The organism is Gordonia hirsuta DSM 44140 = NBRC 16056 (assembly GCF_000333015.1).
Classification (GTDB): Bacteria; Actinomycetota; Actinomycetes; order Mycobacteriales; family Mycobacteriaceae; genus Gordonia; species Gordonia hirsuta.
On the sequence record NZ_BANT01000018.1, the window covers coordinates 89,510 to 116,257 of the forward strand.

General features: G+C 68.9%; 22 protein-coding genes and 1 pseudogene. 2 read left to right on the top strand and 21 right to left on the bottom strand.

Annotated elements, in window-relative coordinates; genetic code table 11:
- Positions 1-33: 33 nt before the first annotated feature.
- Genes pyrF through GOHSU_RS07580 form a run of 10 tightly spaced genes read right to left on the bottom strand, consistent with a single transcriptional unit; the run spans position 34 to position 11,279 of the window.
- Complete coding sequence (gene pyrF / locus GOHSU_RS07535; RefSeq protein ID WP_005939237.1) at positions 34-906, bottom strand: orotidine-5'-phosphate decarboxylase; 873 nt, start codon at positions 904-906, stop codon at positions 34-36.
- Positions 903-4,253: a carbamoyl-phosphate synthase large subunit gene (gene carB / locus GOHSU_RS07540; RefSeq protein WP_005939239.1), complete on the bottom strand. Its 3,351-nt coding sequence runs from the start codon at positions 4,251-4,253 to the stop codon at positions 903-905. Before carB ends, pyrF begins: the two co-directional genes overlap by 4 nt.
- A complete protein-coding gene (carA, locus tag GOHSU_RS07545) occupies positions 4,253-5,464 on the bottom strand; it encodes a glutamine-hydrolyzing carbamoyl-phosphate synthase small subunit (protein ID WP_005939242.1) in 1,212 nt (403 codons plus the stop codon). The genes carB and carA overlap by 1 nt, the downstream gene beginning before the upstream one ends.
- Positions 5,461-6,138, bottom strand: coding sequence for a PH-like domain-containing protein (locus tag GOHSU_RS07550; protein ID WP_005939245.1), 678 nt, complete (start codon positions 6,136-6,138; stop codon positions 5,461-5,463). The genes carA and GOHSU_RS07550 overlap by 4 nt, the downstream gene beginning before the upstream one ends.
- Complete coding sequence (locus GOHSU_RS07555; protein WP_005939247.1) at positions 6,135-7,421, bottom strand: dihydroorotase; 1,287 nt, start codon at positions 7,419-7,421, stop codon at positions 6,135-6,137. Before GOHSU_RS07555 ends, GOHSU_RS07550 begins: the two co-directional genes overlap by 4 nt.
- Complete coding sequence (locus GOHSU_RS07560; RefSeq protein ID WP_005939249.1) at positions 7,421-8,419, bottom strand: aspartate carbamoyltransferase catalytic subunit; 999 nt, start codon at positions 8,417-8,419, stop codon at positions 7,421-7,423. The genes GOHSU_RS07555 and GOHSU_RS07560 overlap by 1 nt, the downstream gene beginning before the upstream one ends.
- Positions 8,416-9,042: a bifunctional pyr operon transcriptional regulator/uracil phosphoribosyltransferase PyrR gene (gene pyrR / locus GOHSU_RS07565; RefSeq protein ID WP_005939251.1), complete on the bottom strand. Its 627-nt coding sequence runs from the start codon at positions 9,040-9,042 to the stop codon at positions 8,416-8,418. The genes GOHSU_RS07560 and pyrR overlap by 4 nt, the downstream gene beginning before the upstream one ends.
- 59 nt (positions 9,043-9,101) lie before the next feature.
- Positions 9,102-9,581 (bottom strand): transcription antitermination factor NusB, encoded by a 480-nt coding sequence (nusB, locus tag GOHSU_RS07570; RefSeq protein ID WP_245551699.1) that lies wholly within the window; start codon positions 9,579-9,581, stop codon positions 9,102-9,104.
- Positions 9,556-10,119 carry an elongation factor P gene (gene efp / locus GOHSU_RS07575; RefSeq protein WP_005939257.1) on the bottom strand — a complete coding sequence of 188 codons (564 nt, stop codon included), beginning with the start codon at positions 10,117-10,119 and terminating at the stop codon, positions 9,556-9,558. The genes nusB and efp overlap by 26 nt, the downstream gene beginning before the upstream one ends.
- 35 nt (positions 10,120-10,154) lie before the next feature.
- Positions 10,155-11,279: a M24 family metallopeptidase gene (locus GOHSU_RS07580; protein ID WP_005939259.1), complete on the bottom strand. Its 1,125-nt coding sequence runs from the start codon at positions 11,277-11,279 to the stop codon at positions 10,155-10,157.
- Positions 11,280-11,321: 42 nt separating this feature from the next.
- On the opposite strand from GOHSU_RS07580, the gene GOHSU_RS07585 reads away from it, so the two are divergent.
- Both GOHSU_RS07585 and GOHSU_RS07590 read left to right on the top strand, forming a co-directional pair.
- Complete coding sequence (locus GOHSU_RS07585) at positions 11,322-11,825, top strand: B-4DMT family transporter (RefSeq protein ID WP_005939262.1); 504 nt, start codon at positions 11,322-11,324, stop codon at positions 11,823-11,825.
- Positions 11,826-12,097: 272 nt separating this feature from the next.
- Positions 12,098-12,859 carry a hypothetical protein gene (locus GOHSU_RS07590; protein WP_005939268.1) on the top strand — a complete coding sequence of 254 codons (762 nt, stop codon included), beginning with the start codon at positions 12,098-12,100 and terminating at the stop codon, positions 12,857-12,859.
- 178 nt (positions 12,860-13,037) lie between these two features.
- On the opposite strand, the gene aroB is transcribed toward GOHSU_RS07590, so the two are convergent.
- The 11 genes and pseudogenes from aroB to aspS form a co-directional block, all read right to left on the bottom strand.
- A complete protein-coding gene (aroB, locus tag GOHSU_RS07595; protein WP_024332866.1) occupies positions 13,038-14,162 on the bottom strand; it encodes a 3-dehydroquinate synthase in 1,125 nt (374 codons plus the stop codon).
- Positions 14,163-14,216: 54 nt separating this feature from the next.
- Positions 14,217-14,657: pseudogene (locus tag GOHSU_RS17220) on the bottom strand (shikimate kinase); the annotation flags it as partial.
- Positions 14,658-14,698: 41 nt separating this feature from the next.
- A complete protein-coding gene (gene aroC / locus GOHSU_RS07600) occupies positions 14,699-15,907 on the bottom strand; it encodes a chorismate synthase (protein ID WP_024332867.1) in 1,209 nt (402 codons plus the stop codon).
- A gap of 4 nt (positions 15,908-15,911) precedes the next feature.
- Positions 15,912-16,286: a prepilin peptidase gene (locus GOHSU_RS07605; protein ID WP_005939276.1), complete on the bottom strand. Its 375-nt coding sequence runs from the start codon at positions 16,284-16,286 to the stop codon at positions 15,912-15,914.
- A gap of 123 nt (positions 16,287-16,409) precedes the next feature.
- Positions 16,410-17,243: a shikimate dehydrogenase gene (locus GOHSU_RS07610; RefSeq protein ID WP_005939279.1), complete on the bottom strand. Its 834-nt coding sequence runs from the start codon at positions 17,241-17,243 to the stop codon at positions 16,410-16,412.
- Positions 17,243-19,144 carry an endolytic transglycosylase MltG gene (locus tag GOHSU_RS07615; protein ID WP_005939281.1) on the bottom strand — a complete coding sequence of 634 codons (1,902 nt, stop codon included), beginning with the start codon at positions 19,142-19,144 and terminating at the stop codon, positions 17,243-17,245. The genes GOHSU_RS07610 and GOHSU_RS07615 overlap by 1 nt, the downstream gene beginning before the upstream one ends.
- Positions 19,137-19,589 (bottom strand): Holliday junction resolvase RuvX, encoded by a 453-nt coding sequence (gene ruvX, locus GOHSU_RS07620; protein ID WP_005939283.1) that lies wholly within the window; start codon positions 19,587-19,589, stop codon positions 19,137-19,139. The genes GOHSU_RS07615 and ruvX overlap by 8 nt, the downstream gene beginning before the upstream one ends.
- Complete coding sequence (alaS, locus tag GOHSU_RS07625) at positions 19,586-22,252, bottom strand: alanine--tRNA ligase (protein WP_005939285.1); 2,667 nt, start codon at positions 22,250-22,252, stop codon at positions 19,586-19,588. Before alaS ends, ruvX begins: the two co-directional genes overlap by 4 nt.
- A gap of 48 nt (positions 22,253-22,300) precedes the next feature.
- Entirely contained in the window at positions 22,301-23,740 is a 1,440-nt protein-coding gene (locus GOHSU_RS07630) for a replication-associated recombination protein A (protein WP_081597746.1), read from the bottom strand.
- Positions 23,737-24,852 carry a hypothetical protein gene (locus tag GOHSU_RS07635; protein WP_005939292.1) on the bottom strand — a complete coding sequence of 372 codons (1,116 nt, stop codon included), beginning with the start codon at positions 24,850-24,852 and terminating at the stop codon, positions 23,737-23,739. Before GOHSU_RS07635 ends, GOHSU_RS07630 begins: the two co-directional genes overlap by 4 nt.
- A gap of 14 nt (positions 24,853-24,866) precedes the next feature.
- On the bottom strand, positions 24,867-26,690 hold the full coding sequence (gene aspS, locus GOHSU_RS07640) for an aspartate--tRNA ligase (protein ID WP_005939294.1): 1,824 nt from the start codon (positions 26,688-26,690) through the stop codon (positions 24,867-24,869).
- Between the last annotated feature and the right edge of the window lie 58 nt (positions 26,691-26,748).

Below are 26,748 nucleotides of genomic sequence, written 5' to 3' on the forward strand. Positions count from 1 at the left end.
CACCGACGTTCCTGAGCGGCCGATCAGGGCAGGTCAGGACCGGTTGGGACCGATCAGGGCCGTCTCGATCTCATCGCGGGTGGCCTCGACCGCCGCAGCCAGTGCCGCCGGCACCGGGCCCGCGGCCAGGATGCTGCGCGAGGCAGCGGGCAGGAGCCATCGCAGATCGGCTGTGTCGGCGAAGATCACCGCCAGGTCCTGCGCGGTCGCGCCCTGGGCACCCAGTCCGGGAGACAGGATCGGTCCGGACAGTTCCGACAGGTCCAGTCCGTGTTCGCGGGTCGCTCCGACCACGACCCCGGCGGTCGCCGAGCCGTCGGCGTTGGCCGCTGCGGCCGCATCGACGATCGACTGGGCCACGCTGCGGCCCTGATCGGTCCGTGCGGTCTGTAGTCGTGCGCCGTCGGGGTTGGAGGTGCGGGCCAGGACGAAGACGGCCCGGTCGGTGGCCCGGGCCTGGGCCAGCGCCGGATCCAGCGCGCCGAAGCCCAGGTAGGGCGAGGCGGTGACGGCGTCCGAACACAGCGGCGAGACATCGTCGAGCCAGGCGGTGGTGTAGGCGGCCATGGTCGATCCGATGTCACCGCGTTTGGCATCGGCCAGTACCAGGGCCCCGGCCTCCCGGCAGCCGGCGATGGTCTCCTCCAGGACGGCCAGACCCGCCGAGCCGAACACCTCGAAGAACGCCACCTGCGGTTTGATCACCGCGGCGGTGGGCCCCAGACCGGTCACGCAGGCCTGGGCGAACTCCCGCAGACCGTCGACGGTCACCGGCAGTCCCCACTGCTCCAGGAGTGCGGCGTGCGGGTCGATGCCCGCACACAGCCGGCCGCGCTCGCCGACCACGGCCCGGTAGCGGGCGGCGAATCCGCCGCCCGCGGCCGTGCCGCTGCCTGCGCCGGTCACTTGTTTCCGAGCAGGGCCGCGTGCCGGCGCTGCAGGGATTCGACGTCCATGGTCTCCCCCAGTGCCGCTTCGATGCCCTGGACCGCGGCACCGGCTCCGGGCACCGTGGTCACGCACGGAATGTTCGCGGTGATCGCGGCGGCGCGGATCTCGTACCCGTCGGCGCGCGGACCGGAACTGCCGGCCGGGGTGTTGATGATCAGGTCGACGCGACCGTCGCGGATCATGTCCACCACCGATTCCTCGCCGGTTTGGGCCTCGTAGTGCTTGCGCACCTCGGTCACGTCGATGCCGTTGCGCCGCAACACATCTGCGGTGCCCTTGGTGGCCAGGATGGTGAAGCCCAGGTCGGCCAGGCGCTTGGCCGGGAAGGCGATGGAGGCCTTGTCCCGGTTGGCGACCGAGACGAACACGGCGCCGGAGGTCGGCAGGGCTCCGGAGGTGGCCGCCTGCGCCTTGGCGAAGGCCCGGCCGAAGTCGCGGTCGAAGCCCATCACCTCGCCGGTCGACTTCATCTCCGGGCTCAGCAGGGTATCGACCGCCGCGCCCTCGGGCGTACGGAACCGGTTGAACGGCAGGACCGCTTCCTTCACCGCGACCGGGCTGTTCGGCGGGATCACCGACCCGTCGCCGGTGGCCGGCAGCACCCCCTGGTTGCGCAATTCGGCGATGGACATGCCCAGCATCACCCGGGCGCAGGCCTTGGCCAGGGGTACCGCGGTGGCCTTGGAGACGAACGGGGCGGTCCGGCTGGCCCGCGGGTTGGCTTCCAGGACGTAGAGCACACCGTCCTTCAGGGCGTACTGCACGTTCAGCAGACCCCGCACCCCGATGCCTTCGGCCAGTGCCCGGGTCGAACGACGGACCTCGTCCATCTCCTCCGAGCCCAGGGTGATCGGGGGCAGGGCGCACGCCGAGTCGCCGGAATGGACACCGGCCTCCTCGATGTGTTCCATCACTCCGCCGATGAACAGTTCGGTCCCGTCGTAGAGGGCGTCGACGTCGATCTCGACTGCATCTTCGAGGAATCGGTCGACCAGTACGGGCCGGTCATCGGAGATCTCCGTGGCGCGGGCGATGTAGTCGGCCAGCGCCTGCTCGTCGTACACGATCTCCATACCGCGTCCGCCCAGCACATAGGACGGGCGGACCAGGACCGGATAGCCGATGTCGGCGGCGATGTCGCGGGCCTGTTCGAAGGTGGTGGCGGTGCCGAACTTCGGCGCCGGCAGTCCCGCGGCGACCAGGACCTTGCCGAACTCGCCGCGGTCCTCGGCCAGATCGATCGCCTTCGGACCGGTGCCCACGATCGGGACCCCCGCGGCCTCCAGGTCGGCGGCCAGCCCCAGCGGCGTCTGACCGCCCAACTGCACGATCACCCCGGCCACGTTCCCGGATTCGGATTCGGAGTGGATCACCTCCAGCACGTCTTCCAGGGTCAGCGGCTCGAAGTAGAGGCGGTCGGCGGTGTCGTAGTCGGTGGAGACCGTCTCGGGGTTGCAGTTGACCATGACCGTCTCGTACCCGGCCTGACTCAGGGTCAGTGCGGCGTGCACGCACGAGTAGTCGAACTCGATACCCTGCCCGATCCGGTTGGGCCCCGAACCCAGAATGATCACCTTGGGCCGGTCGGTCTGCGGCGCCACCTCGCTGGTGGCCGCCGGATCCAGCTCGTAGCTGGAGTAGTGATACGGCGTCTTGGCCTCGAATTCGGCGGCGCAGGTGTCCACCGTCTTGTAGACCGGCCGGATCGCCAGTTCGTGGCGCAGCGCCCGGACCGCGGACTCCTGACTCAAGGCGGTGTCCCCGGCGGCCGCGCGCAGCGCGGCGATCTGCCGGTCGGACAGTCCGGTGAACTTGGCGAACCGCAGCAGATCCGCGTCGAGCACCTGCGCATCGCGCACCGTGGCCCCGACCTGTCCGATCTGGGCGAACTCGGCCAGGAACCACGGATCGATGGCGGTGGCCTGATAGATCTGCTCGATGGAGACACCGGCCTCCATCAGCTGCATGATCTTGTACATCCGGCCGTCGCGGGCCACGGCGATGTCGGCCAGCAGCGCCTCGGTGTCCAGGGTCGCCGGATCGGGCCGGTCCGGTTCGGTCCAGAAGCCGGCGGCCTTGGTCTCCAGCGAGCGCATCACCTTGCCGAAGGCCTCGGTGAAACTGCGGCCCAGACTCATCGCCTCACCGACCGACTTCATGGTGGTGGTGAGCGTGTCGTCGGCGCCGGGGAACTTCTCGAAGGCGAACCGCGGGGCCTTGACCACCACGTAGTCGATCGACGGCTCGAAGGCGGCCGGGGTGGCTTTGGTGATGTCGTTGGTGATCTCGTCCAGCGAGTAGCCGATGGCCAGTTTGGCAGCCATCTTGGCGATCGGATAGCCGGTGGCCTTGGAGGCCAGGGCCGACGAGCGCGAGACGCGCGGGTTCATCTCGATCACGACCATGCGGCCGTCGCGCGGATCCTGGGCGAACTGGATGTTGCAGCCGCCGGTGTCCACGCCCACGGCCCGGATGATCGCGATCGACAGGTCCCGCATCTGCTGGTACTCGCGGTCGGTCAGGGTCATCGCGGGGGCGACCGTGATCGAATCGCCGGTGTGGACGCCGACCGGATCGACGTTCTCGATGGAGCAGACCACGATCACGTTGTCACGGTTGTCCCGCATGAGCTCGAGTTCGTACTCCTTCCAGCCCAGGATCGACTCCTCGATCAGCACGTTGGCCGTCGGCGAGGCGGCCAGGCCGCCGCCGGCGATGCGGTTGAGGTCGTCCTCGTCGTAGGCCATACCCGAGCCGAGGCCGCCCATGGTGAACGAGGGCCGCACCACCACCGGGTAACCGAGTTCGGCGACGGTCTGGTGCACCTCCTCCATGGTGTGGCACACCCGCGAGCGGGCGCTCTCCCCGCCCACGTCGGCGACGATGTCTTTGAACATCTGGCGGTCCTCGCCGCGCTGGATGGCGTCGATATCGGCACCGATCAGCTCGATGCCGTGCTTTTCCAGGATTCCCTGTTCGTGCAGGGCGACGGCGGTGTTGAGGGCGGTCTGCCCGCCCAGGGTGGCCAGCACAGCGTCGACGGGGTGGCCGGCGGCGGCCTCGGTCTCGAAGACCTTCTCGACGAACTCGGGGGTGATCGGCTCGACGTAGGTGGCGTCGGCGAACTCCGGGTCGGTCATGATCGTGGCCGGGTTGGAGTTGACCAGCGAGACGCGCAGACCCTCGGCCTTGAGGACCCGGCAGGCCTGGGTGCCCGAGTAGTCGAACTCGCAGGCCTGGCCGATGACGATCGGGCCGGAGCCGATGACCAGGACGTGGGACAGTTCGGTACGACGTGGCATCAGGAGAGGTTCCCTTCCGGCTGGGCCGCGGTGGACGCGCCGGCGGCGGTCTCCATGGCGGCGACGAATTTGTCGAAGAGGTTGGCTGCATCGTGCGGGCCGGACGCCGCTTCGGGATGGTATTGGACGGAGAAGGCACTGCCGTCGATCAGTTCGATGCCTTCGACGACGCCGTCGTTGGCACAGACGTGCGAGACTCGGCCGCGGCCGAAATCGGTGTCGAACTCGTCGCCGGCGGCCCCCTCCAGCGCGAAGCCGTGGTTCTGCGAGGTGATCGCCACAGCACCGGTCGCCAGGTCGATCACCGGGATGTTGATGCCGCGGTGCCCGAACTTGAGTTTGTAGGTGCCCAGCCCCAGGGCGCGCCCCAGGATCTGATTGCCGAAGCAGATACCGAAGACCGGCAGTTTGGTCTCCAGGATCCGGCGGGTCAGTTCCACTGCACCGTCGGCGCTGGCCGGGTCACCGGGTCCGTTCGACAGGAAGAATCCGTCCGGATCGACGGCCAGGACGTCGTCGTAGGTGGATCCGGCGGGCAGGATGTGCACCTCGATGCCGCGGGCGGCCAGCATCCGCGGGGTATTGGCCTTGATTCCCAGGTCCAGGGCGGCGACCCGGAAGCGCGGCTCGCCGGCGGACTCGACCACATAGGGTTCTTCGGTGCTGACCTCGCCGGCCAGATCGGCGCCGGTCATCGGTGCCTGTGCCCGGACCCGCGCGAGCATGTCCTCGTCGGTGGTCACCGCGCCGCCGGAGAAGATCCCGGCGCGCATCGCCCCGGCCTCTCGCAGCTCGCGCACCACCGCGCGGGTGTCGATCCCGGCGATGCCCACCACGTTCTGGGCCTGGAGTTCGTCTTCCAGAGTGCTGGTCGAGCGCCAGTTGGACACCCGGTTGGTGGGGTTGCGCACGGCGTAGCCGGCGGCCCAGATCTTCCCCGGATCCTGGTGGTCGATGAAGTCGGCGGACCAACGCACCTGCGATCGCTTGCCCAGGCGACTCTCGCTGTCTTCGTTGTTCCAGCCGGTGTTGCCGATCTGGGGAGCGGTCGAGACGATGATCTGCTTGTGGTAGCTCGGGTCGGTGAGCATCTCCTGATAGCCGGTCATCGCGGTGCAGAAAACCGCCTCACCCAATGTAGTGCCCTCGGCCCCGAAACTCACTCCCGTGTGAATGCTGCCGTTCTCCAGCACCAGAACTGCTTTGCTCATGACTGCTTCCTCTTCGTCTCGGTGCTTGTGTTCGTCTCGCTGCGCGTCTGCTCCCCGGTGCTCGCGGCGGCCGGTCCGGCATCTGGCGACGTGCTGTCCGCGGGTGGGCTGTCTGCGGACTCGCTGTCTGCGGATTCACTGTCTGCGGCCTCGAAGGCGGCGAGGGTGCGTTCGGTGATCGCGCGGTAGGGCTCCGTCCACGACGGGTAGACGGTCTTGTCGTCGGCCCGGATTCCCGAGTCCAGTTCGGTGCCCGACGGCAGGATCCAGCGGATCACCAGCAGTCCGTCGCGGGTCATCACCTTGCCGGCGAGCCGGTTCTCGGTGCGGACCGCGGTGATCGCCTCCTGCGGGATCCAGATGTCCGAGGATCCGGCGCGCTGCAGCAGGATCCCCTCGGCGTAACGGGAGAACACCGTCTCGGCGCGGTCACCGAAGTCGGCGACGGCCACGCGGGTGGCCCAGCGCGGCGCCAGGGTGCTGCCGACGTAGACGCCGGTGTCCGGGCCGGTCAGCGGTGCGCCGAGCCCGGCCGGAACCGACGGGAACTCGCCGAGTTGCTCGGCCTGGGCACGCCCGCGCCGGCGCCAGCCGCGCAGGGCCAGCGACACCAGACCCAGCCACAGCAGCAGCGCGCAGACCACCAGGATCACATCGGGCAGCCAACTGTTCATTCGGCGGTCACCGTGCCCCGCAGGACCGTTGCCTGCACGGTGGCCGGCAGTGTCATCTCCGCATACGGGGTGTTCCGGGATTTACTGGCCAGAGCGTCGGGATCGACGGTCCACTCGGCATCGGGGTCGACGATCGTCAGGTTCCCTGGTTCACCGACGGCGATCGGGCGGCCGTGGTCGTCGAGTCCGACGATCTCGGCCGGCCGCTCACTCATCACGCGGGCGACGCCGCGCCAGTCCAGTAGCCCGGGCCGGACCATGGTCTCCACCACGATCGACAGAGCCGTCTCCAGACCGAGCATGCCGGGTTTGGCCTGGGCGAACTCGCAGCACTTCTCCTGGGAGGCGTGCGGTGCGTGGTCGGTGGCGACACAGTCGATGACGCCGTCGGCCAGTGCCGCGCGCAGCGCCATCTTGTCGCGGTCCTCCCGCAGCGGCGGATTCACGCGATTGACCCCGTCGTAGGTCTCCAGTCGTGAATCGTCCAGGAGCAGGTGGTGCGGGGTGACCTCGGCGGTGATGTCGATCCCCTGCCCACGCGCCCAGCGCAGCAGTTCCACGGTGCCCTCGGTGGAGGCGTGCGCCACATGCACGCGGGCACCGGCGTCGCGCGCCAGCAGCGCATCGCGGGCCACGATCGACTCTTCGGCGGCCCGCGGCCAGCCGGCCAAGCCCAGGCGCGCGGCGATCGGTCCGTCATGGGCGACGGCCCCGACGGTCAGCCGCGGATCCTCACTGTGCTGGGAGATCAGTACGCCCAGACCGGAGCTGTACTCCAGGGCGCGCTTCATCACCACCGGATCGTGGACGCATTTGCCGTCATCGCTGAACAGCTTCACCTTGGCCACGCCGTCGGCCATCATGCCCATCTCGGCGAGTTGCTCGCCGGCCAGACCGACGGTCACTGCCCCGACCGGATGGACATCGCACAGGCCGACCTCCTGGCCGATCCGCCACACCGCGTCGGTGATGCTGGCGTTGTCGGCGACTGGGTCGGTGTTGGCCATCGCGAAGATCGCGGTGTACCCGCCTTTGGCGGCGGCGGCCGAGCCGGTGGCGATGGTCTCGGTATCTTCCCGCCCGGGTTCGCGGACGTGGGTGTGCAGGTCAACCAGTCCGGGCAACAGGATGCCGCCGTGGCCGTCGAGGGTGCGCGCACCGTCCGGGGCGGTCAGTCCGGCACCGATGGCCGTGATGACACCGTCGGTCACCGCGACATCGACCGGATCGCCCTCGCCGTACGGGCGGACGTTGGTGATGAGAACCGAACCGGTGGCCGCCACTATTGCGTCTCCCCTGTCTGATGATGGTCCGGGGCCTGGCCGGCCTCGGAAGTGTCGCTGGCCAGTAGCCGGAAGAGCACCGCCATGCGCACATGGACACCGGCTCGGACCTGGTCCAGGACCACCGACTGCGGCGCGTCGGCCACGTCGAAACCGATCTCCATCCCGCGCAGCATGGGACCCGGATGCAGGACGGCGGCGTCCTCGGGCAGCAGAGCCAGCCGATTGTCGTTGAGCCCGTAGCGCACGGCGTACTCGCGTGCGCTGGGGAAGAAGCCCCCGTTCATCCGTTCGGCCTGCACACGCAGCATCATCACCGCATCGGCCCCGGGCAGCTCGGCGTCCAGTTCGCTGGTGACTCGCACCGGCCAGGTCTGCACACCGGTGGGCAGCAGTGTCGGCGGCGCCACCAGTACCACCTCGGCGCCCAGGGTGGACAGCAGGTGTGCATTGGAGCGCGCCACGCGCGAGTGCAGGATGTCGCCGACGATCACGATCTTGCGGCCGTCGAGCGACCCGAACCGGGCGCGCAGCGAGTAGGCATCCAGCAGCGCCTGCGTGGGGTGCTCGTGGGTGCCGTCACCGGCATTGATCACCGCTGGGCCCGTACTGGGCAGACCCAGGACGTCGGTGCCGTCGTTGGTCCAGCGGGCGATCTGCGCCGCGGCCCCGGAGGCCGGGTGCCGCACCACCAGCGCGTCGGCGCCCAGTGCCCGCAGCGTCTTGGCGGTATCGCGCAGCGATTCGCCCTTGTTCACCGAGGAGCTGGCCGCACTGACGTTGATCACATCGGCGCTCATCCACTTGCCGGCCACCTCGAAGGAGACGCGGGTGCGAGTGGAGTTCTCGTAGAAGACGGTCATCACGGTGCGTCCGCGCAGGGTCGGCAGCTTGCGGACCTCGCGGCCGGCCAGCGCCTGCTCGAAGCGAGCGGCCTCGTCGAGCAGTTCGACGGCGTCGTCGCGGGTCAGGTCGGCGGTGGAGAGCAGATGTTTCATGACCGGCTCGCCGCCGACTCGACCACCACGGCGTCGTCGCCGTCGTACTCGGTCAGATGCACGTCGACGTCCTCGTCGCGGGCGGTCGGGATGTTCTTCCCGACATAGTCGGCGCGCAGCGGCAGTTCCCGGTGGCCGCGATCGACCAGCACCGCCAGCTGCACCGCGGCGGGCCGGCCCAGATCGCGCAGGGCGTCCAGCGCCGCCCGCACGGTGCGGCCGGAGAACAGGACATCGTCGACCAGGATCACCAGTGCGCCGTCGACGCCACCGGTGGGCACCATCGTGCGCTCGAGCGGACGGTGCGGCTTATCGCGCAGGTCGTCGCGGTAGAGCGTGATGTCCAGATATCCGGCGGGCACTTCCACCCCGCTGAACTCGGCGATCTTGCTCGCCAGGCGCTGGGCCAGGACGGTGCCGCGAGTGGGAATCCCGATCAGGACGACGGGCACGTCGTGTTCGGGCGCATCCAGTGCCGTCTTCTCGATGACCTGGTGCGCCATGCGGGCGACGGTGCGGGCCACATCGGATGCGTCCATCAGGGTGCGTCGGCGCCGCGGTGTTTCGGGCCGTTCGCTGTCGGGCTCACCGGCGGCAGCCGGGCCCGGGTTGGGTGTTGTCACACCGACCTCCTTCTCCGCCTCACTGGACGGATCGTTAAAGGAATCGTCGTATGCCGACTCTACTCTCCGGTGCCGGCCGCCCGCACCTGGGGGGCCAGGACCGAGATACGGTCCAGGACACCGTTGACGAAGGCCGGCGAATCGTCGGTGGACAGCTCCGTGGCCAGTTTGACGGCCTCGTCCAGCACCACCTTGACGTCCACATCACGGGCATACAGCAGTTCCCAAGTGGCCAGGCGCAGAATGGCCCGGTCCACGGCCGGGAGCCGCTCGAAGGTCCAGTTCTTCAGGTGCGAGGTGATCAACGCGTCGATCTGATCGGCATCGCCGGTGTAGCCCTCGACGACGTCGACCGCATAGCCGCTCATCTCCCCGACCGCATCGTGGGAGTCGAAGACCTCTCGGCGTTCGGCGATCAGGTCGGTGGCCGGCACACCCTTGGCCTCGGCCTCGAACAGCACATCCACCGCGCGCCGTCGCTGCCGGTGGCGGCCGCGGGGTTCGGAGTGACGGTCAGTTGTTGACACGGCCGAGGTAATTTCCGTCACGCGAATCGATCTTCAGCTTGTCGCCGGTGTTGATGAACAGCGGCACCTGAACCTCGGCACCGGTCTCCAGCGTCGCCGGCTTGGTGCCGCCGGTGGAGCGATCACCCTGCAGACCCGGGTCGGTCTGGGTCACCTCGAGCTCGACGGTGACCGGCAGTTCCACGTGCAGCGGAACGTCCTCGTGGGTGGCGACCTGCACGCTCATGTTCTCCAGCAGGAAACGGGCGCCGTCGCCGACGGTCTCCGGGGCGATCGCGATCTGGTCGTAGGTCTCCCCGTCCATGAAGACGTAGTCGGTGCCGTCGTTGTACAGGTAGGTCATATCGCGACGGTCGACCAGGGCGGTCTCGACCTTCACTCCGGCGTTCCAGGTCTTGTCGACGCTCTTGCCGGTCAGCACGTTCTTGATCTTGGTCCGCACGAAGGCCGGCCCCTTACCGGGCTTGACGTGCTGGAATTCCAGGATCTGCCACAGCTGGCCGTCGATCTTGAGGACGAGGCCGTTCTTGAAGTCGGCGGTAGTGGCCATGAAGGTTCTCCTTATGAAGTCTTGAGGAAATCCCGCTAGAGGATCTGCAGCGCCCGGGGGGACGACGTCAGCGATCGTGCGCCGGTGTCGGTGACCACGAGGGTGTCTTCGATCCGGACCCCGCCGCGCCCGGGAAGGTAGATCCCGGGCTCGACGGTCACGGTCGCGCCTGCACGCAGTGTACCGGTCGCCGTCGCGCCGATTCCGGGCGCTTCGTGGATCTGGAGTCCGACCCCGTGCCCGAGGCCGTGAACGTACTGCGGGCCGTAGCCGGCCGCGGCGATCACCTCCCGCGCGGCGGCGTCGACCTCGACCAGCGCCGCCCCCGGTACCAGGGCCGCTCGGCCGGCGGCCTGCGCCTGCGCGACGACCTCGTAGATCTCCCGCTGCCAGGACGCGGCTTCGCCCAGGATGACCGTGCGCGTCATATCCGAGTGGTAGCCCTGCACCACCGCTCCGAAGTCCATCTTGACCAGGTCCCCCTCGGCCAGCAGTGCGCTCGTCGGACGATGGTGCGGAACGGCCGAGTTCGGTCCGGCCGCCACGATGGTCTCGAAGGCGATGCCGGCAGCACCGTGGTCGTACATCGCCCATTCGAGGTCACGGGCGACGGCGAGTTCGCTGCGTCCCGCGACGACGGCATCGCTTTCGATCAGCGCGGCCAGTGCGTTGTCGGCGATCTGGCAGGCCTTCTCGATCAGCGCGATCTCGCCGGGCTCCTTGCATTCGCGGAGCTCCTGGACGACACCGCGCAGGGCGACCAGCTCCAGGTCGGTTCCGGCGACCACCTCGCACAGTCCGGTGTAGGCGGCCACCGTCACCGCATCGGATTCGAAACCGACGCGCAACCGGCCGCCGGGGGCCTCCTGCGTCAGGTGTGTCAGCAGTCCGGCGGCGGCATTGCGCTCGATCACCACCGGTAGACCCGGCGCCTGCGCGGTGACCTGATCGCGGTAACGGCCGTCGGTGGCGATCGATGTCGTGCCGTCCAGATCAGTCGGGACGGCGACCGCCGCGTTGCTCCCGGTGAATCCGGTCAGGTACCGGACATTCGTCAGGTCGGTGACGAGCAGGAGATCGACGTCGTGGGCGGCGAGCGCGGCGGACAACCGGCGGCGCCGGTCAATGGACGAATCGCGGACTTCGGCGGTAACAGGCATGCCGCCATTGTTGTCTATCTCTCATCCTTGTATGTTGTCCCCATGCAACCCTGGCATCTGCGCGGCCTCGTCATGGCACTCCTGCAAATCGTGGTCCGGATCCTTCTCGGCTTCGGCATCATCGCCTGGCCGGTCCAGTCTCCGATCCTGCGGGCCATTGCGATTGCGGTGGTCGTCATCGCCGCGATCGTCTGGGGCGGGTACGACGGTATCCGTGATGCGCGAGCCCACCCCGACCCCGATGACTATGCCGATCTGACGATGCGCTGGCTCAAAGCCGGTCTGGCAGCAGGCTTCATCTCCTGCCTGGTCTGCTGGATCCTGGGCACCTTCTGGATCAACGGGCTGGGCCAGGCCGACTTCTGGGTCGAGATGACCGCCGGCCTGTCGTTCATCACCCTGCTGGTCTACGTGCCGGCGTTCTTCGGTGTCTCCGTCGGCCGCTACCTGGTTCGCCGGGATCAGCGTAAGGGCGAAGACACCGACTGGTCGCACCGCGAGCAGTCCGATGCCGATGCGCCCACGCAGGTGGTTCAGGTCGGCTGAGCCGAACCCGGAAAGCGCTGCTGTTCGTCGCTGCGGCCCGGTTCTCCTTCCCGGAGAGCCGGGCCGCAGTCGTCGGTGGCCGACCCGCCGAGCGCCTGCTTTTCAGGGCGAGTCGCCTCGCTGCGAAGTGATTCGCAAGTTGCTGGTGTGAAAGAAGTGTCGATCTGTGCACAGCGTGATTACGATTCTTCGAATGCTTTCGCGCCGGTGAAGGCGCCGTGGGCTACTCGAAGCACCTACTCAGCGCACGACGCTCCACCCCGGGAGGCCCCATGAAGACCACGACTGGCAAGACCAGCACCGTTCGCCGGACCCTGACGGCGCTGGCGGCGTCGTCACTGCTGCTGGCCGGCACCGCCGCCGCACCGGCAGCGTTCGCCGATCCCTCCGGCCCCTCCGCCGAGGAGTCGCTGGCCGCCCAGCGCGCGATCGAGGGGATCGAGCCGACCGACGCCGCATCGGTGATCGACGGGATCGAAGCCGCCAACAAGGTGCTCGATCAGTTGGGTATCGCCCCGTTCACTCCGACCCTGGGATTCTGCACGGACGTCAGCTTCTCCCCCGCCATCGGCGGCGCCATTCCGGGCCCGAAGACACCTGGGGTTGGGGACCTGAGCTTGGGGGACATCGATCTGAATGCGGTCAAGAAGGGAGAAGTGATGTTCGGCTTCGTTCCCGTCGGCGTGATCAACGACTCCGCTGGCAAAGGTGGCATGCAGGTCGCTTGGTTCAACGTCAACACATTCAAGGGCAGCCTCGGCGACCCGATGGGCGGCATCACCGACGTGATCCTCGACGCGGTTCAGAAACGTATCAGCCAAACATTCCCGCTGCCGGGTGCCGACGTCGGTGCACAGGCTCTGGTGAATAGCACCCTCAAGCCGGCCCTGAACAGCATTCCGCAAGCCGGAGTCCGTGGCGCTCTTGTCGACACCGACGCCGGCACCGTCCTGGCCGCGATGTACGGCACGGTGAAGAAGGGCAACGACACCTGCTTCTACTTCCCGAGCATGGGTATCGTCACCGTTTCCTGAGCACGGTGACTTCCTGAGCGCAGTGACGCCGATCGTCTCGGCACGCCCTTGGTTTCCGCCCCTGAGTTCGTTCTCGCCCCCTCGGCGGAGGGGGCGAGAACGAGCTCAGGGTGCCGGGCACCCTAGATCAGGGGGCGGTGATTGCTCCGTCAGCGACCCACGACCGCGCGGCCGCCGGTCAGCCCAGCAGGATGCCGCGGCCTCCCCCGGACTCACCGGCTACCGCAGAGTAGGCCGCCGCGATCAGCGACGGGTCGGGCGCCTCCAGGCGCCCGGGCTTGCCCAGACCGTCGAGCACGACGAAACGCAGCCGTCCCGAGCGGTTCTTCTTATCACCGGCCATGTACTTGAGCAGATCGCCCAAGGCATCGGGGTCGTAGCGTGTGGGCAACCCGACCAGCTCGAGGATCGTGCGGTGACGGTCGGCGGTCTCGTCGTCGAGCCGGCCCGCCAGACGTGCCAGTTCGGCGGCGAAGAGCATGCCGACCGAGATCGCGGCACCGTGCCGCCACTTGTAGCGTTCCCGCCGCTCCAGGGCATGACCGAGGGTGTGGCCGTAATTGAGGATCTCCCGCAGCGAAGACTCCTTCAGGTCCGCGGACACCACATCGGCCTTGACCTGCACCGATCGTCGGATCAGTTCGGGCAGGACCTCGCCGGTCGGGTCCAGTGCGGCTTCGGGATCGGCCTCGATCAGGTCCAGGATCACCGGGTCGGCGATGAAACCGGTCTTGATCACCTCGGCCAGCCCGGCGATGATCTCGTTGCGCGGCACCGTCTCCAGCGTTCCCAGGTCGATCAGGACCGCATCGGGTTCGTGGAAAGAGCCGACCAGATTCTTACCGGCATCGGTGTTGATGCCGGTCTTGCCGCCGACGGCGGCGTCGACCATCGCCAGCAGTGTCGTCGGCACGTGGATAACCCCGATACCCCGCATCCAGGTGGCGGCAGCGAAGCCGGCCAGATCTGTGGCAGCGCCGCCACCGAGACTGACCACCTTGTCGTTCCGCATCAGCCCGATCTGGCCGAAGACGTCCCAGAGGTAGGCGGCGACCTGCAGATCCTTACCGTCCTCCGCGTCGGGGATCTCGATCCGATGGGCTTCGAAGCCCTTCTCGGTCAGGAATTCGCGGATCTGTTCGGCGGTCTGCTTCAGGGGCGGCTGATAGATGATCGCCACGCGGTCCGCACCGACCGCGGCGTCGGCGAGATCGGTGAGCAGGCCGCGACCGATGATCACCTCGTAGGGGTCGGCGGCGTTGACGGCGACCTTGACGGGCTCGCTCTGGGCGGTGTCGGTCATCGACGGATCCTCCTGTGACGGGGTTGGGGTGGCTGCCAGTGCAGCGGTGATAGCGGAGACGACGTCCCCGACCGGCGCAGTCGCATCGACGGTGTGGGCGGCGACGGCGTCGTAGGCGTCTAAACGGCCGGCGAGGATTTCGGCGTAGCGGGCGGCGGGATCGGGGTCGGCCAGCAGCGGACGATCGGAGTTGCGTACTCGGGCAAAGCCGGCGTCGGCATCGATCTGCAGATAGATCACCGGATGACCGGCCAGCGCTGCGGCGATCTCCGGCACCGTCACCGCACCGCCACCGAGAGCCACCACACCGTCGGCGGTCTCCAGGACGTCCAGAACCGTCTCGCGCTCGACCGCCCGGAAGGCGGCCTCACCATCGGCGAAGATCTCCGGGATCGTGCGGCCGGTGCGCCGCTGGATCTCGGCATCGGTGTCCAGATAGCCTACGCCCAGGGCCGTCGCCAGCGCCCGGCCGACCGTGGACTTCCCCGAACCCATGAACCCGGTGAGTACGGCGCGCGGGCCGGCCGCCTGGGCGGTCACGGCCGCGGCGGGCGCGCGTCGATGGCTTCCCGATAGGTGCGAAGGTTCGTGGCGGTCTCGGCGACCGAGTCGCCGCCGAACTTCTCCAGCGCCGCCTGGGCGACGACGAGTGCGACCATCGATTCGGCGACCACTCCGGCCGCCGGGACCGCACAGACGTCACTGCGCTGGTGGATGGCGCTGGCCGCTTCGCCGGTGGTCATATCGACCGTTGCCAGCGCGCGAGGCACGGTGGAGATCGGCTTCATCGCGATCCGGACCCGCAGATCCTCACCGTTGCTCATCCCACCCTCCAGGCCGCCGGCCCGGTTGGTCGAGCGCAGGACACCGTCGGCGCCGGGCACCATCTCATCGTGGGCGGCGCTGCCCCGGCGGCGGGCGGTGGCGAATCCATCGCCGACCTCCACGCCCTTGATCGCCTGGATGCCCATCAGCGCACCGGCCAGCCGCGCATCCAGCCGGGTGTCGCCGGAGACATGCGAACCCAGACCCACCGGAACACCCGTGGCCAGGATCTCCACGACGCCGCCGAGCGTGTCGCCGTCTCGTTTGGCGGCCTCGATCTCCTCGACCATCGAGGTCTCGGCGTCCTTGCCGAAGGCGCGGACCGGACTCTGGTCGATGGCGTCCAGATCGTCGTACCGCGGGGGCGGCCCGTCATAGGGGGAGCTGGCGCCGATGGAGATGACGTGCGAGAGGACCTCGATACCGAAGACCTGCCGCAAGAAGTTGCGGGCCACCGTGCCGGCGGCGACGCGGGCGGCGGTCTCGCGGGCGCTGGCGCGTTCGAGGACCTGGCGGGCGTCGTCGAACCCGTACTTGAGCATGCCGGAGTAGTCGGCGTGACCGGGGCGAGGACGGGTCAGCGGAGCATTGCGCGCGCTGCCCTCCAACTCGGCCGGATCCACCGGATCGGGAGCCATCACCTGTTCCCACTTGGGCCACTCGGTGTTCCCGATCTCGATCGCGATCGGGCTACCCAGCGTCCGGCCGTGCCGGATGCCGCCGATCACGCTCACCTTGTCGGCCTCGAACTTCATCCGGGCACCACGCCCATAGCCCAGCCGCCGGCGGGCGAGTTGTTCGGCGAGGTCCGATGAGGTGATCTCGACTCCGGCGACCATTCCGTCGAGCATCGCCATCAGAGCAGGCCCGTGCGATTCTCCAGCAGTTATCCAGCGCAACACAATGATCGATTGTTCCAGAAGGTCAGCCGAAAGCCACGACGAGGGTTGCCAGCACCAGCGCCGGTCCATGCGATATGCGCGAGGAGTGAGACAACACACAGCCGGCCACGGTCAGCAGCGCCGCTGCCAGGACCGTCACCAGCACCGCTACCGGGGAGCCGAGGAAGGCCCCGCAGCAGGCCGCGAGCTTGACGTCGCCACCGCCGCACTGGCGCACGATGAACCCGGCCAGGTACGGCGCTGCCGCCACGGTCGCGGCGAGTCCGGCGGCCGGGTCACACACGCACCCGATCGCGCTGATCACCAGCAGCGGCAGCATCAGGACATGGGGCAGCCGCCCGGTCCGCCGATCCACGTCGGCCAGCACCAGCAGGTGACACGCGATGATCCACGCCATGGGTTGAGACTGCCCGAACCTCCGGTGACCGCGGGCCGCCTCGTCCCCAGGCCCGCACGGCCAGGCCGGAGTTATCCCCAGTCCCGCTGCGAGGTCCTGGCCGGCCCCACCGGCGACCGGGTCTCAGACGGTGCCGGCGGCTGCCAGTGCAGCAGCCATCGCTTCGCGCGGGGCGGGACGTCCGGTGAACTGTTCGACCTGGCTGTAGGCCTGATTGAGCAGCATCACCAGGCCCCCGACGACGATCCCACCGTCGGCGGCGACCGCCTGTGCCAGCGGGGTCGGCCACGGTGCATAGATGACGTCGATCAGCCGGGTCGCCGGGCGCAGCGAATCCAGGATCGCGCCGGTCGCCTCCGCCGGGACCGTGGAGATCACGACATCGGACTGTGCGACGGCCTCGGCCAGTTCCGGACCGTTCTCGAAACCCAGCACCTGGCAATTCATCCCCAGCCGATGGGCCAGCGCGACGGCGTCGGCGGCTCTCCAGGAGCTGCGCGCCACGATCGCCAGTTCGGTGATCCCCCACTCGGCGAGTGCGGCGATGGTCGGCAGTGCCGTGCCGCCGGCCCCGACCACGACCGCGCGCAGCGCGCCGTCGGGTACCTGCGCTTCGTTCAAGGCCCCGGTCATGCCGTCGATATCGGTGCAGTCGGCCCGCCAGCGGCCATCGGGCAGCCGCACGAGCGTGTTGGCCGAGCCGATCAGTTCGGCCCGTTCGGTGCGTTCATCGGCGAAGTCCAGGGCCGCCAGCTTCCCCGGCATCGTCACCGAGAAGCCGATCCACTCCGGACCGGCGGCCGAGACCAGCCCGGGCAGATCCTCGGCGGTGGTCTCGATCGCCTCGTAGGTCCAGTCGGCCAGACCCAGTGCGGCATAGGCTGCGCGATGCAGATCCGGCGAGCGGGAGTGGCCGACCGGCGAACCCAGGACTGCGGCCTTGCGCGGGATGTCCATCAGCAGCCGGTGGTGACGAACTTGTTGCGGCAGGCGATCTGCCGGTTCTTCTTGTGCTGCTCGAAGCTCTTGGTGAACAGGGTGCGGCCCGACTTGTCGACGGTGACGAAGTACAGCCAGTCGCCCGGCGCCGGATTCTCCACTGCCTGCAGCGCCCGCTCGCCTACCGCGCCGATCGGGGTCACCGGAAGACCATCCTTCTGATAGGTGTTCCACTCGGTCTTGCGGGTGTACACCTCTCCCTTGACATCGATGTCGGTCACATCGGCGGTGTAGTTGATGGTCGAATCCATCTCGAGCCGCTGCGACACGTCCAGGCGGTTGAGAATCACCCTGGCCACCTTCGGGTAGTCCTCTTCGCGGCTGACCTCTCGTTCGACGATGGAGGCCACGACCAGGGTGTCGTACTCCATCAGACCGGAGTTGTTGCCGCTGTGCAGTCCCCACGCGTCGAAGCGGGCGGCGCTCTTGGTGATCAGCGATCGGAGCATCTGCGTGGCGTCCTGCCGCGGATCGACGTCCTCCCAGGAACCCGAGGCGATCAGCCCCTCGATGCGGCGGTGGTCGCCGTTGAGGCGTTCGACGGCCGGCCGGGCCCACCGGGGTACGCCGAGGTCGTCGGTACTGCTGTGGGCCGCCGCCTCCATCAGCTCCTCGACGCTCACCCCGTACTGGTGTCCGCCGGCGTCGAAGTCGGTGACATCGGCGAGCAGTTCGAAGATGCCCAGCGTCGTTTTGCCGTCGGCGCCCTTCTTAGAGTCCAGTTGCGTGCCCTCAGGGATCACCATCCAGCCGACGCGATGGGCAGCGGCGTCGTCGGAGATCATCTCGACGGCGGCTTTGCCGGAGATACCGGTGGGCAGTTTGTAGAATCCGCCCGACATCGGCTGGCCGCCTGCAGCGTCGACGAAGGCGCGCTGGCTGCCGACGACGCCCGCCTCGGCCAGGATCCGGCCGAATTCGCGCAGGGACGCGTTCTCCGGGATCTGCACAAGCGCCGATGATCCGTCGCCGGTCGCCGAATCGAAGTTCTTCCGCGATTCGAAAGCCCCGAGCTTCCAGGAGGCCAGCACCGCGGCCAGCGCCAGCACCAGGAGGATCGCCACGACCGCGATCAACGCTTTGCGGCCTCGTTTGCGGACCGGCATGCCGCCGTCGACCGCGGGCTGGATCTCGGTGGGCGGCGGCGCTTCGGCCGAACCGCGGATTCCGCGAGAATCGCTCGGAGTGGTCTCGTCGAGGATGTCGAAGGAGCCCAGCGGCACCGTCGCGCTGTCGGTGTCGTCAGCGGCCGGGGTGTCGGCGATCCGCACCACATCGGTCGGAGTGACATCGGCCGGTGAATGCACGACGGTCTCGTCGATGGACGACGAGGATCGGGTATCGGGAACACCGGGGGCCGGTGGCGGGCTCGGGGCCGGCGGCGGGGCAGGTGCCGGCGGTACCGCAGCTGCCAGCGGAGGTGTCGCGGCCGGTGTTCTGAGCGGCGTCGTCGCGGTGCTCGGAGCGTACGATGCCTGGCGTTCGGCCTGCCGCCGGCTGGTTCGTGTGGGGCGGGTGGCCGAGCCGGCGGAGGGCTCGCCGGCGGAAGGTTCGGGGACGGACGGGCGGGCGCGTCCGCTCGGTTCGGTGTAGGCGCCGGCCTCGCGGTAGACCGCGGCCGGTGGCGGCTGATCGCGGTAGCGGACCACCAGGTATTCGCTCTCCACCCGCTCGGGGTGCCGGTATTCGATCCCGGGCACCGAATAGTCCGGACCCGAGCGCACGATGGGGATGCTGCCGGTGGTGGTCGGATCGGCGGGCTGCCGGCGGCGCCGGTGCCGTGCGCGTGGCTCATCCACCCCGCGGTCGTCGGCGCCGGGTTCCTCCCCCGGGGTGCCGGGTGTTCGAGACTCACTCACCGGTGCCCCCGTTTCGGTTGCGTGTGGAATCCAGCCATCCTTGCAGGATAGCGACCGCGGCCGCCTGATCGATGACGGCGCGCGCAGCCTTTCCATTCTTCCCGCTGGCACGCAGGGCACCGGCGGCGGTCACCGTGGTCAAGCGTTCGTCATAATACACCACCGGTGTCGGCGCGATCGCTCCGGCGACCGCGTCCCCGAACTCACGGGCCGCGGCGACCGCGGCGCCCTCGGTGTTGCGCAGCGTGCGCGGCAGCCCCACCACCACCTCGACGACCTCGTATTCGGCGGCCAGTTCCGCGACCCGGCGCACGTCACCGGTGTCGCGGGTACGCTGCACGGTCTCGACCGGAGTCGCCAGGATCCCATCGGGGTCGCAACTGGCCACACCCACGCGGACGCTCCCGACATCCAGTGCCAGGCGCCGACCGCGGACGAAGGTCATCGGCCGCCGATCACGTCGCGCAGCCGGGTCAGCGCCGCCTCGATGCCGGCGGCATCGCTGCCCGACCCCTGCGCCAGGTCCGGTTTGCCGCCTCCGCGACCGGAGATCAGCGGGGCCAGCTCGCGCACCAGGTCGCCTGCCTTGCGGCCGGCCTCCCGAGCTGCTTCGGTGGTGGCCACCACGAACGGCACCTTGCCGCCGTCCGCGGCGAACAGCGCCACGACCGCGTCGCGGTCGGCGACATTGCCGCGCAACTCGGTGGCCAGCGCCCGCAGCCCGTTGGCATCGACACCATCGCCCACCCGGCCGGCAACCACCAGCGTGCCGTTCACGGTCTGCGCATCGTCGATCAGACCGGAGACGGCGGCCCGGGCCTGCTCGGCCCGCACCGACTCGAGCGCCTTCTCGGCCTCTTTGAGTTTGGTGACCAGCTGCTCGACCCGCTCGGGCACCTGCTCGGAGGGCACCTTCAACGACGACGACAGGCCGGCCATCAGTGCCCGCTCCTTGGACAGGTAGCGCAGCGAGTCCATGCCCACGTAGGCCTCGACGCGACGGATGCCCGAGCCGACCGAGCCTTCGCCGATCACGGTGACCGGGCCGATCTGAGCGGAGGTCCCGACGTGGGTGCCGCCGCACAGTTCCATCGAGAACGGGCCGCCGATCTCCACCACGCGGACCTGATCGCCGTAGTTCTCGCCGAACAGGGCCAGCGCGCCCATCTGCTTGGCCTTGGCCAGGTCGGTCTCGAAGGTGTTGACGGCGTAGTTGGCCTCGACGGCCTCGTTGCTGATGCGCTCGATTTCGGCGCGCTGCAGTTCATTGAGCGGCGTCGAGGAGTGGAAATCGAAACGCAGGTAGCCCGGGCGGTTCAGGGATCCGGCCTGAGTGGCGGTGGGGCCCAGAACCTCACGCAGCGCCGCGTGCACCAGATGCGTGCCCGAGTGTCCCTGGGTCGCACCGTGGCGCCAGGCCGCGTCGACGGCGGCCAGGACCTCGTCACCCTCGGTGATCTCGCCCTCGTCGACGACGACCCGGTGCAGCCAGATCTGCTTGTTGAGCTTCTGGACGTCCTTGACCGTCAGCCGGGCACCCGACGAGGTGGTGATGGTGCCGGTGTCGGCCATCTGACCGCCCGACTCGGCGTAGAGCGGGGTCCGGTCGAGGATCACTTCCAGCTCGGTGCCCGGCCCGGCGGTGACCAGACGCTCCCCGCCCGAGACCATCCCCAGCACGCGGGCCTGGGAGACCAGCTCGTCGAAACCGGTGAACTCGGTGGCGCCGCGATCGAGGAAGTCCCGGTACACCGACAGATCCGCATGACCGGATTTGCGGGCGGTCGCATCGGCTTTGGCGCGACGGCGCTGCTGCGCCATCAGCTCGGAGAATCCGTCGCGGTCGACCTCCAGGCCGGCTTCGGCCGCCATCTCCAGCGTCAGGTCGATCGGGAAACCGTAGGTGTCGTGCAGGGTGAAGGCCGCATCGCCGCTGATCCGGGTGCGTCCGGCCTGCCGGGTGGTGGCCGCGGCGTCCCCGAACAGTTTGGATCCGGCCGCCAGGGTCTTGGCGAAAGCCGTCTCCTCGGCCACCGCGACGGTGACGATGTGGTCGCGCTGGTCGGCCAGTTCCGGATACGACGGGCTCATCAGATCGATCACGGCTTCGGCGATGGCCCGCATCGACGGCTGGTCATCGCCGAGCAGCCGCATCGAGCGCACGACGCGGCGCAGCAGACGGCGCAGCACGTAGCCGCGGCCGTCGTTACCGGGGATGACGCCGTCACCGATGAGCATCACCGAGGTGCGCGCATGATCGGCGATCACCCGGAACCGCACATCGTCCCGTGCATCGCCGGTGCCGTAGCCGCGTCCGGTCAGCTCGGAGGCCAGATCGATGATCGGCTTCATCAGGTCGGTCTCGTAGACGTTGTCCACGCCCTGCAGCAGGGCGGCGACCCGTTCGATGCCCAGTCCGGTGTCGATGTTCTTCGTCGGCAGCGGGCCGAGGATCGGGTAATCGTCCTTGGCCCCGCCCTCACCCCGGATGTTCTGCATGAACACCAGGTTCCAGATCTCGATGTAGCGGTCCTCGTCGACCTCCGGGCCGCCCTCGGCGCCGTAGGCCGGACCGCGATCGTAGAAGATCTCCGAGCACGGGCCGCACGGACCGGGCACACCCATCGACCAGTAGTTGTCGGCCATTCCGCGTCGCTGGATCCGTTCGGCCGGGACCCCGATCTCTTCGCGCCAGATCGCTTCTGCCTCGTCGTCGTCGAGATAGACCGTCGGCCACAGCTTCTCCGGATCGATGCCGTAACCGCCTTCGGACACCGGATTGGTCAGCAGCGTCCACGCCAGGGTGATGGCCTCGCGCTTGAAGTAGTCGCCGAAGCTGAAGTTGCCCGCCATCTGGAAGAAGGTGTTGTGGCGGGTGGTGATTCCCACTTCTTCGATATCGAGGGTCCGCACGCACTTCTGCACGCTGGTCGCCCGGTCGAAGGGCGGGGTCTGATCACCCAGGAAGTACGGCTTGAAGGGCACCATGCCGGCGTTGACGAACAGCAGGTTCGGATCATCCAGGATCAGTGAGGCGCTGGGCACCTCGGTATGGCCTGCCCGGATGAAGTGATCCAGAAAACGCTTCCGGATTTCATGCGTCTGCACGGGGGTCGGTGTCCTTACTTCGAGAGTGACGGGAGTCAGCCCGTCAGTCTACCGGCGTGGCGACCGACCTGAGTCGTCACGTCCGGCGCGGCCGCGCACGATCTGGCGCAACCGCCACAAGCGGGGCCGCAGTTCCCGCTCGAAGCCGTGATCGGTGGGTTCGTAGTAGTCGCGGCCGACCAGCGGATCGGGGGCGTATTGCTGTGTCAGAACGCCGCCGGGATCGTCATGCGGGTACCGGTAGCCGACGGCGTTGCCCAGATCTTTGGCGCCCTGATAGTGGCCGTCGCGCAGATGTGCGGGCACCGTTCCGATACGTCCGGCTCGCACATCCTCCATGGCCGCACCCAGCGCCGCGATCACCCCCGGCGACTTGGGTGCCGTCGCCAGATGGATGGTGGCCTGGGCCAGTGCCAGCCGGCCTTCGGGCATGCCGACCAACTGCACCACCTGTGCGGCGGCGACCGCGGTCTGCAACGCGGTCGGATCGGCCATCCCGATGTCTTCACTGGCGTGGATCATCAGCCGGCGGGCGATGAACCGCGGGTCCTCCCCCGCCGCGATCATCCGCGCCAGGTAGTGCAGGGCCGCATCCACATCCGAACCGCGAATCGATTTGATGAAGGCACTGGTGACGTCGTAGTGCTGGTCACCGTCGCGGTCGTAGCGCACGGCCGCCTCGTCCACCGCGCTCTCCACATCGGCGACCGCGATCTGCGGCACCGCACCGTCGCCGGTATCCCGCAGCACACCGTCGGCGGTGGCCTCCAGTGCGGTCAGCGCCCGGCGCGCATCGCCGCCGGCGATGGCGGTGAGGTGATCGAGGGCCTCGGCCGACAGGGTCACCTGCCCGGCCAGGCCGCGCTCGTCCTCCACCGCCCGCACCAGCACGGTGGCGATGTCCTCGTCGGTCAGGGGGCGCAACTGCAGGACCAGCGATCGCGAGAGCAGCGGCGCGACCACCGAAAACGACGGATTCTCCGTGGTCGCGGCCACCAGCAGCACGATCCGGTTCTCCACCGCGTCCAGCAGGGCATCCTGCTGGGTCTTGGAGAAGCGGTGCACCTCGTCGATGAACAGGACCGTCTGCTGGCCCTGGGCGAGGCGACGGCGAGCCAGGTCGATGACCGCCCGTACCTCTTTGACCCCCGCAGACAACGCCGACAGCGCCTCGAACCGGCCGCCGGTGGCGCGGCTGATCAGCGAGGCCATGGTCGTCTTACCGGTGCCCGGCGGGCCGTAGAGCAACACCGAGGAGGCTCCCGAGCCTTCGATCAGCCGCCGCAGCGGAGTCCGCTCGCCGAGAAGATGTCCCTGCCCGACGATCTCTTCCAGGGATTCGGGCCGCATCCGGACCGCCAGCGGCCTCCGGGGGCTACCGGGATGAGCACCGCCCCCGGCGCCCGCCGCAGGCGCGGCAGCAGTGACGGCTGGATCGGCCGGATCGGCGAATAGCCCGGGTTCGGCGTCATCGAGCGGGCCCGTCATTCGAACCAGAACAGGTGCAGGGCGCGGCCAAGTTCGTCGGCGGCCGCCGCCAGCTCGTCGTCCCCGGCGCGGCGGGCGGCGTCGGCCAGATCGGCCCACCGGGTCAGCACCACGCGGGCATCCCCGGTGTGCAGAGCCCAGTCACGTCCGCCGGAGCCGCCGGCGACCATCCAGTACGTGCTCAGCCAGACCCACAGGGTCCGGGCGGTCAGCAGCCGCTGGGTCAGGTCGCCGCCGCGTTCGACGACCGGCCACAGCGGGCGAACCTCCGAACGCCAGGCGTCGACCAGGGCCTTCTCCAGCTCCGCCCGCCGCGGCACAGCGGTCTCCGCCAGCAGCGCCGGGAAGGTGACCAGGGCGTAAGCCACGTCCAGGGTCGCGTCGCGGAAGGCACCGAACTCGTAATCCATGAACTGCACGCCGTCGTCGGTGAGCAGAATGTTCTCCGGCCCCACATCCGACGGGGAGAAGGCCCGCAACTCCCCTCCGGTGAACAGATCGCAGCCGGCCGCCAGTTCGGCAGCCAGCCGAGGCGAGAGCCCGATTCCGAGCCGGTCGGTCAGTGCAGAGGCCGCGTCCCGGGCCGCCTCGGCCTGGCGGGCGACCTCATCGTGACTGCGGTCGCCGGCGGTGTGGTGCAACAGGATGGTGAAGTCCTCTTCACCGCCGACGGTGGCCGCATGCATCCGGCCCAGGGCCTGCCCCCACGCGCTGACGCCCCGGGTCGCGGCTTCGGTGTCTTCGCCGAGCAACTCGGTCATGCTCCGGCCGCTGCCCAGGTCGGTCAGGATCAGCAACCGGCTCTCGGGGTCGGCGGCCAGCAACTGTGGTCCGGGCCGCGAGCTGGTGGGCAGGGCGGTGGCGTAACGGTAGGCGGCGACCTCCCGCAGGAACGGTGCCGCAGGCGCATCGTCGTCGATCATCTTGATGACCACCGTGCGGCCGATGGCCAGCGGGTTCTCCACCAGCCGGACCCGCAGGACGGTGCTGCGCCCGGTGCCGCCGAGGTCCTCGGGGTCGCCGAGCGAGACCGCCGCACCGGCACGGCGGGTCAGTAGGGCCTCGGCGACGTCCAGCACCTCGATCAATTGCTCCTGGGCGGTGAGGGTCATCTAGTCGGTGGCCTCTAAGCCCCGCCTGCCGACGGGGCAGAATCGGACGCGCCGGGCCCGGACGGAGCAGGCGCATCGGCCTTCGGGGTCGCGTCGATCCCCGACTCTTTGCGCTGCTGGGCGGTGATCGGTGCCGGTGCCGCGGTCAGCGGATCGATGCCGCCACCGGACTTGGGGAAGGCGATCACTTCGCGGATCGACGGCTCACCGGCCAGCAGGGAGACGATGCGGTCCCAACCGAAGGCGATACCGCCGTGCGGGGGCGCCCCGAAGGCGAAGGCATCCAGGAGGAACCCGAACTTGTCCTGTGCCTCCTCCGGCGGAATCCCCATGATCGCGAAGACGCGTTCCTGGATATCGCGGCGGTGGATGCGGATCGAACCGCCGCCGATCTCGTTGCCGTTGCAGACGATGTCGTAGGCGTAGGCCAGTGCCTCGCCTGGATTGTCTTCCAGCACCGCCAGCGACTCGGGTTTGGGCGAGGTGAAGGCGTGGTGCACCGCGGTCCAGGCACCGGCGCCCACGGCGACGTCACCCGAAGCGGTGGCCTCGTCAGCCGGCTCGAACAGCGGAGCGTCGACGATCCAGGTGAACGCCCAGTCGCCGTCGTTGATCAGCCCCTGCTTCTCGGCGATCTCTCCGCGCGCGGCACCCAGCAGCGCCCGCGAGGCCTTGACCGGTCCGGCGGCGAAGAAGATGCAGTCGCCCGGCTGCGCGCCGACCTGGGCGGCGAGCCCGTCGCGTTCGGATTCCGAGAGGTTCTTGGCGACCGGGCCGCCCAGGGTGCCGTCCTCCTGCACCAGCACATAGGCCAGCCCCTTGGCACCGCGCTGGCGGGCCCACTCCTGCCAGGCATCGAGCTGCCGCCGTGGCTGCGATGCGCCGCCGGGCATCACCACGGCGCCGACGTAGGGTGCCTGGAAGACCCGGAACGGGGTGTCGGCGAAGTAGTCGGTGCATTCGACCAGCTCCAGCCCGAAGCGCAGATCCGGCTTGTCGGTGCCGAAGCGCCGCATCGCATCGGCATACGTCATCCGCGGGATCGGGGTCGGCAGTTCGTAGCCGATGAGCTCCCACAGTGCCGCCAGGATCTGTTCGGCCAGGGCGATCACATCGTCCTCGTCGACGAAGCTCATCTCGACGTCGAGCTGGGTGAACTCGGGCTGGCGGTCGGCCCGGAAGTCCTCGTCCCGGTAGCAGCGGGCGATCTGGTAGTAGCGCTCCATACCCGAGACCATCAGCAACTGCTTGAACAGCTGCGGGCTCTGCGGCAGCGCATAGAAGGTGCCCGGCTGCAGCCGCGCTGGCACCAGGAAGTCGCGGGCGCCCTCGGGGGTCGAGCGGGTCAGCGTCGGGGTCTCGATCTCCAGGAAGTCGTTGGCAGCGAGCACCGAGCGGGCGGCGGCGTTGGCCGCCGAGCGCAACCGCAGCGCGCGGGCGGGGGCTTCACGGCGCAGATCCAGGTAGCGGTAGCGCAGGCGGGCCTCCTCACCGGGATGCTCGTCGAGCTGGAACGGCAGCGGCGCCGACTCGTTGAGCACCGTCAGTTCGCGGGCGTTGATCTCGATGTCACCCGAGGCCAGGGCCGCGTTCTCGCTTCCGGCCGGCCGGACCTCGACCTGCCCGGTCACCTGCACCACGTATTCGGCGCGCAGCCGGTGCGCCGCTTCGGCCACCTGCTCGTCCCGGAAGACCACCTGGACCAGACCGGAGCTGTCGCGCAGATCGATGAAGACCACACCTCCGTGATCACGACGGCGGGCGACCCAGCCGGCAACGGTGACGGTCTGGTTGGCGTTCTCCGCGCGGAGTTCACCGGCGAGATGGGTGCGAAGCACTGAGTTCCTTTCAGCGTTGCCGGACACGGCAGACATGGTCGACGTCCGATTCTAGGCG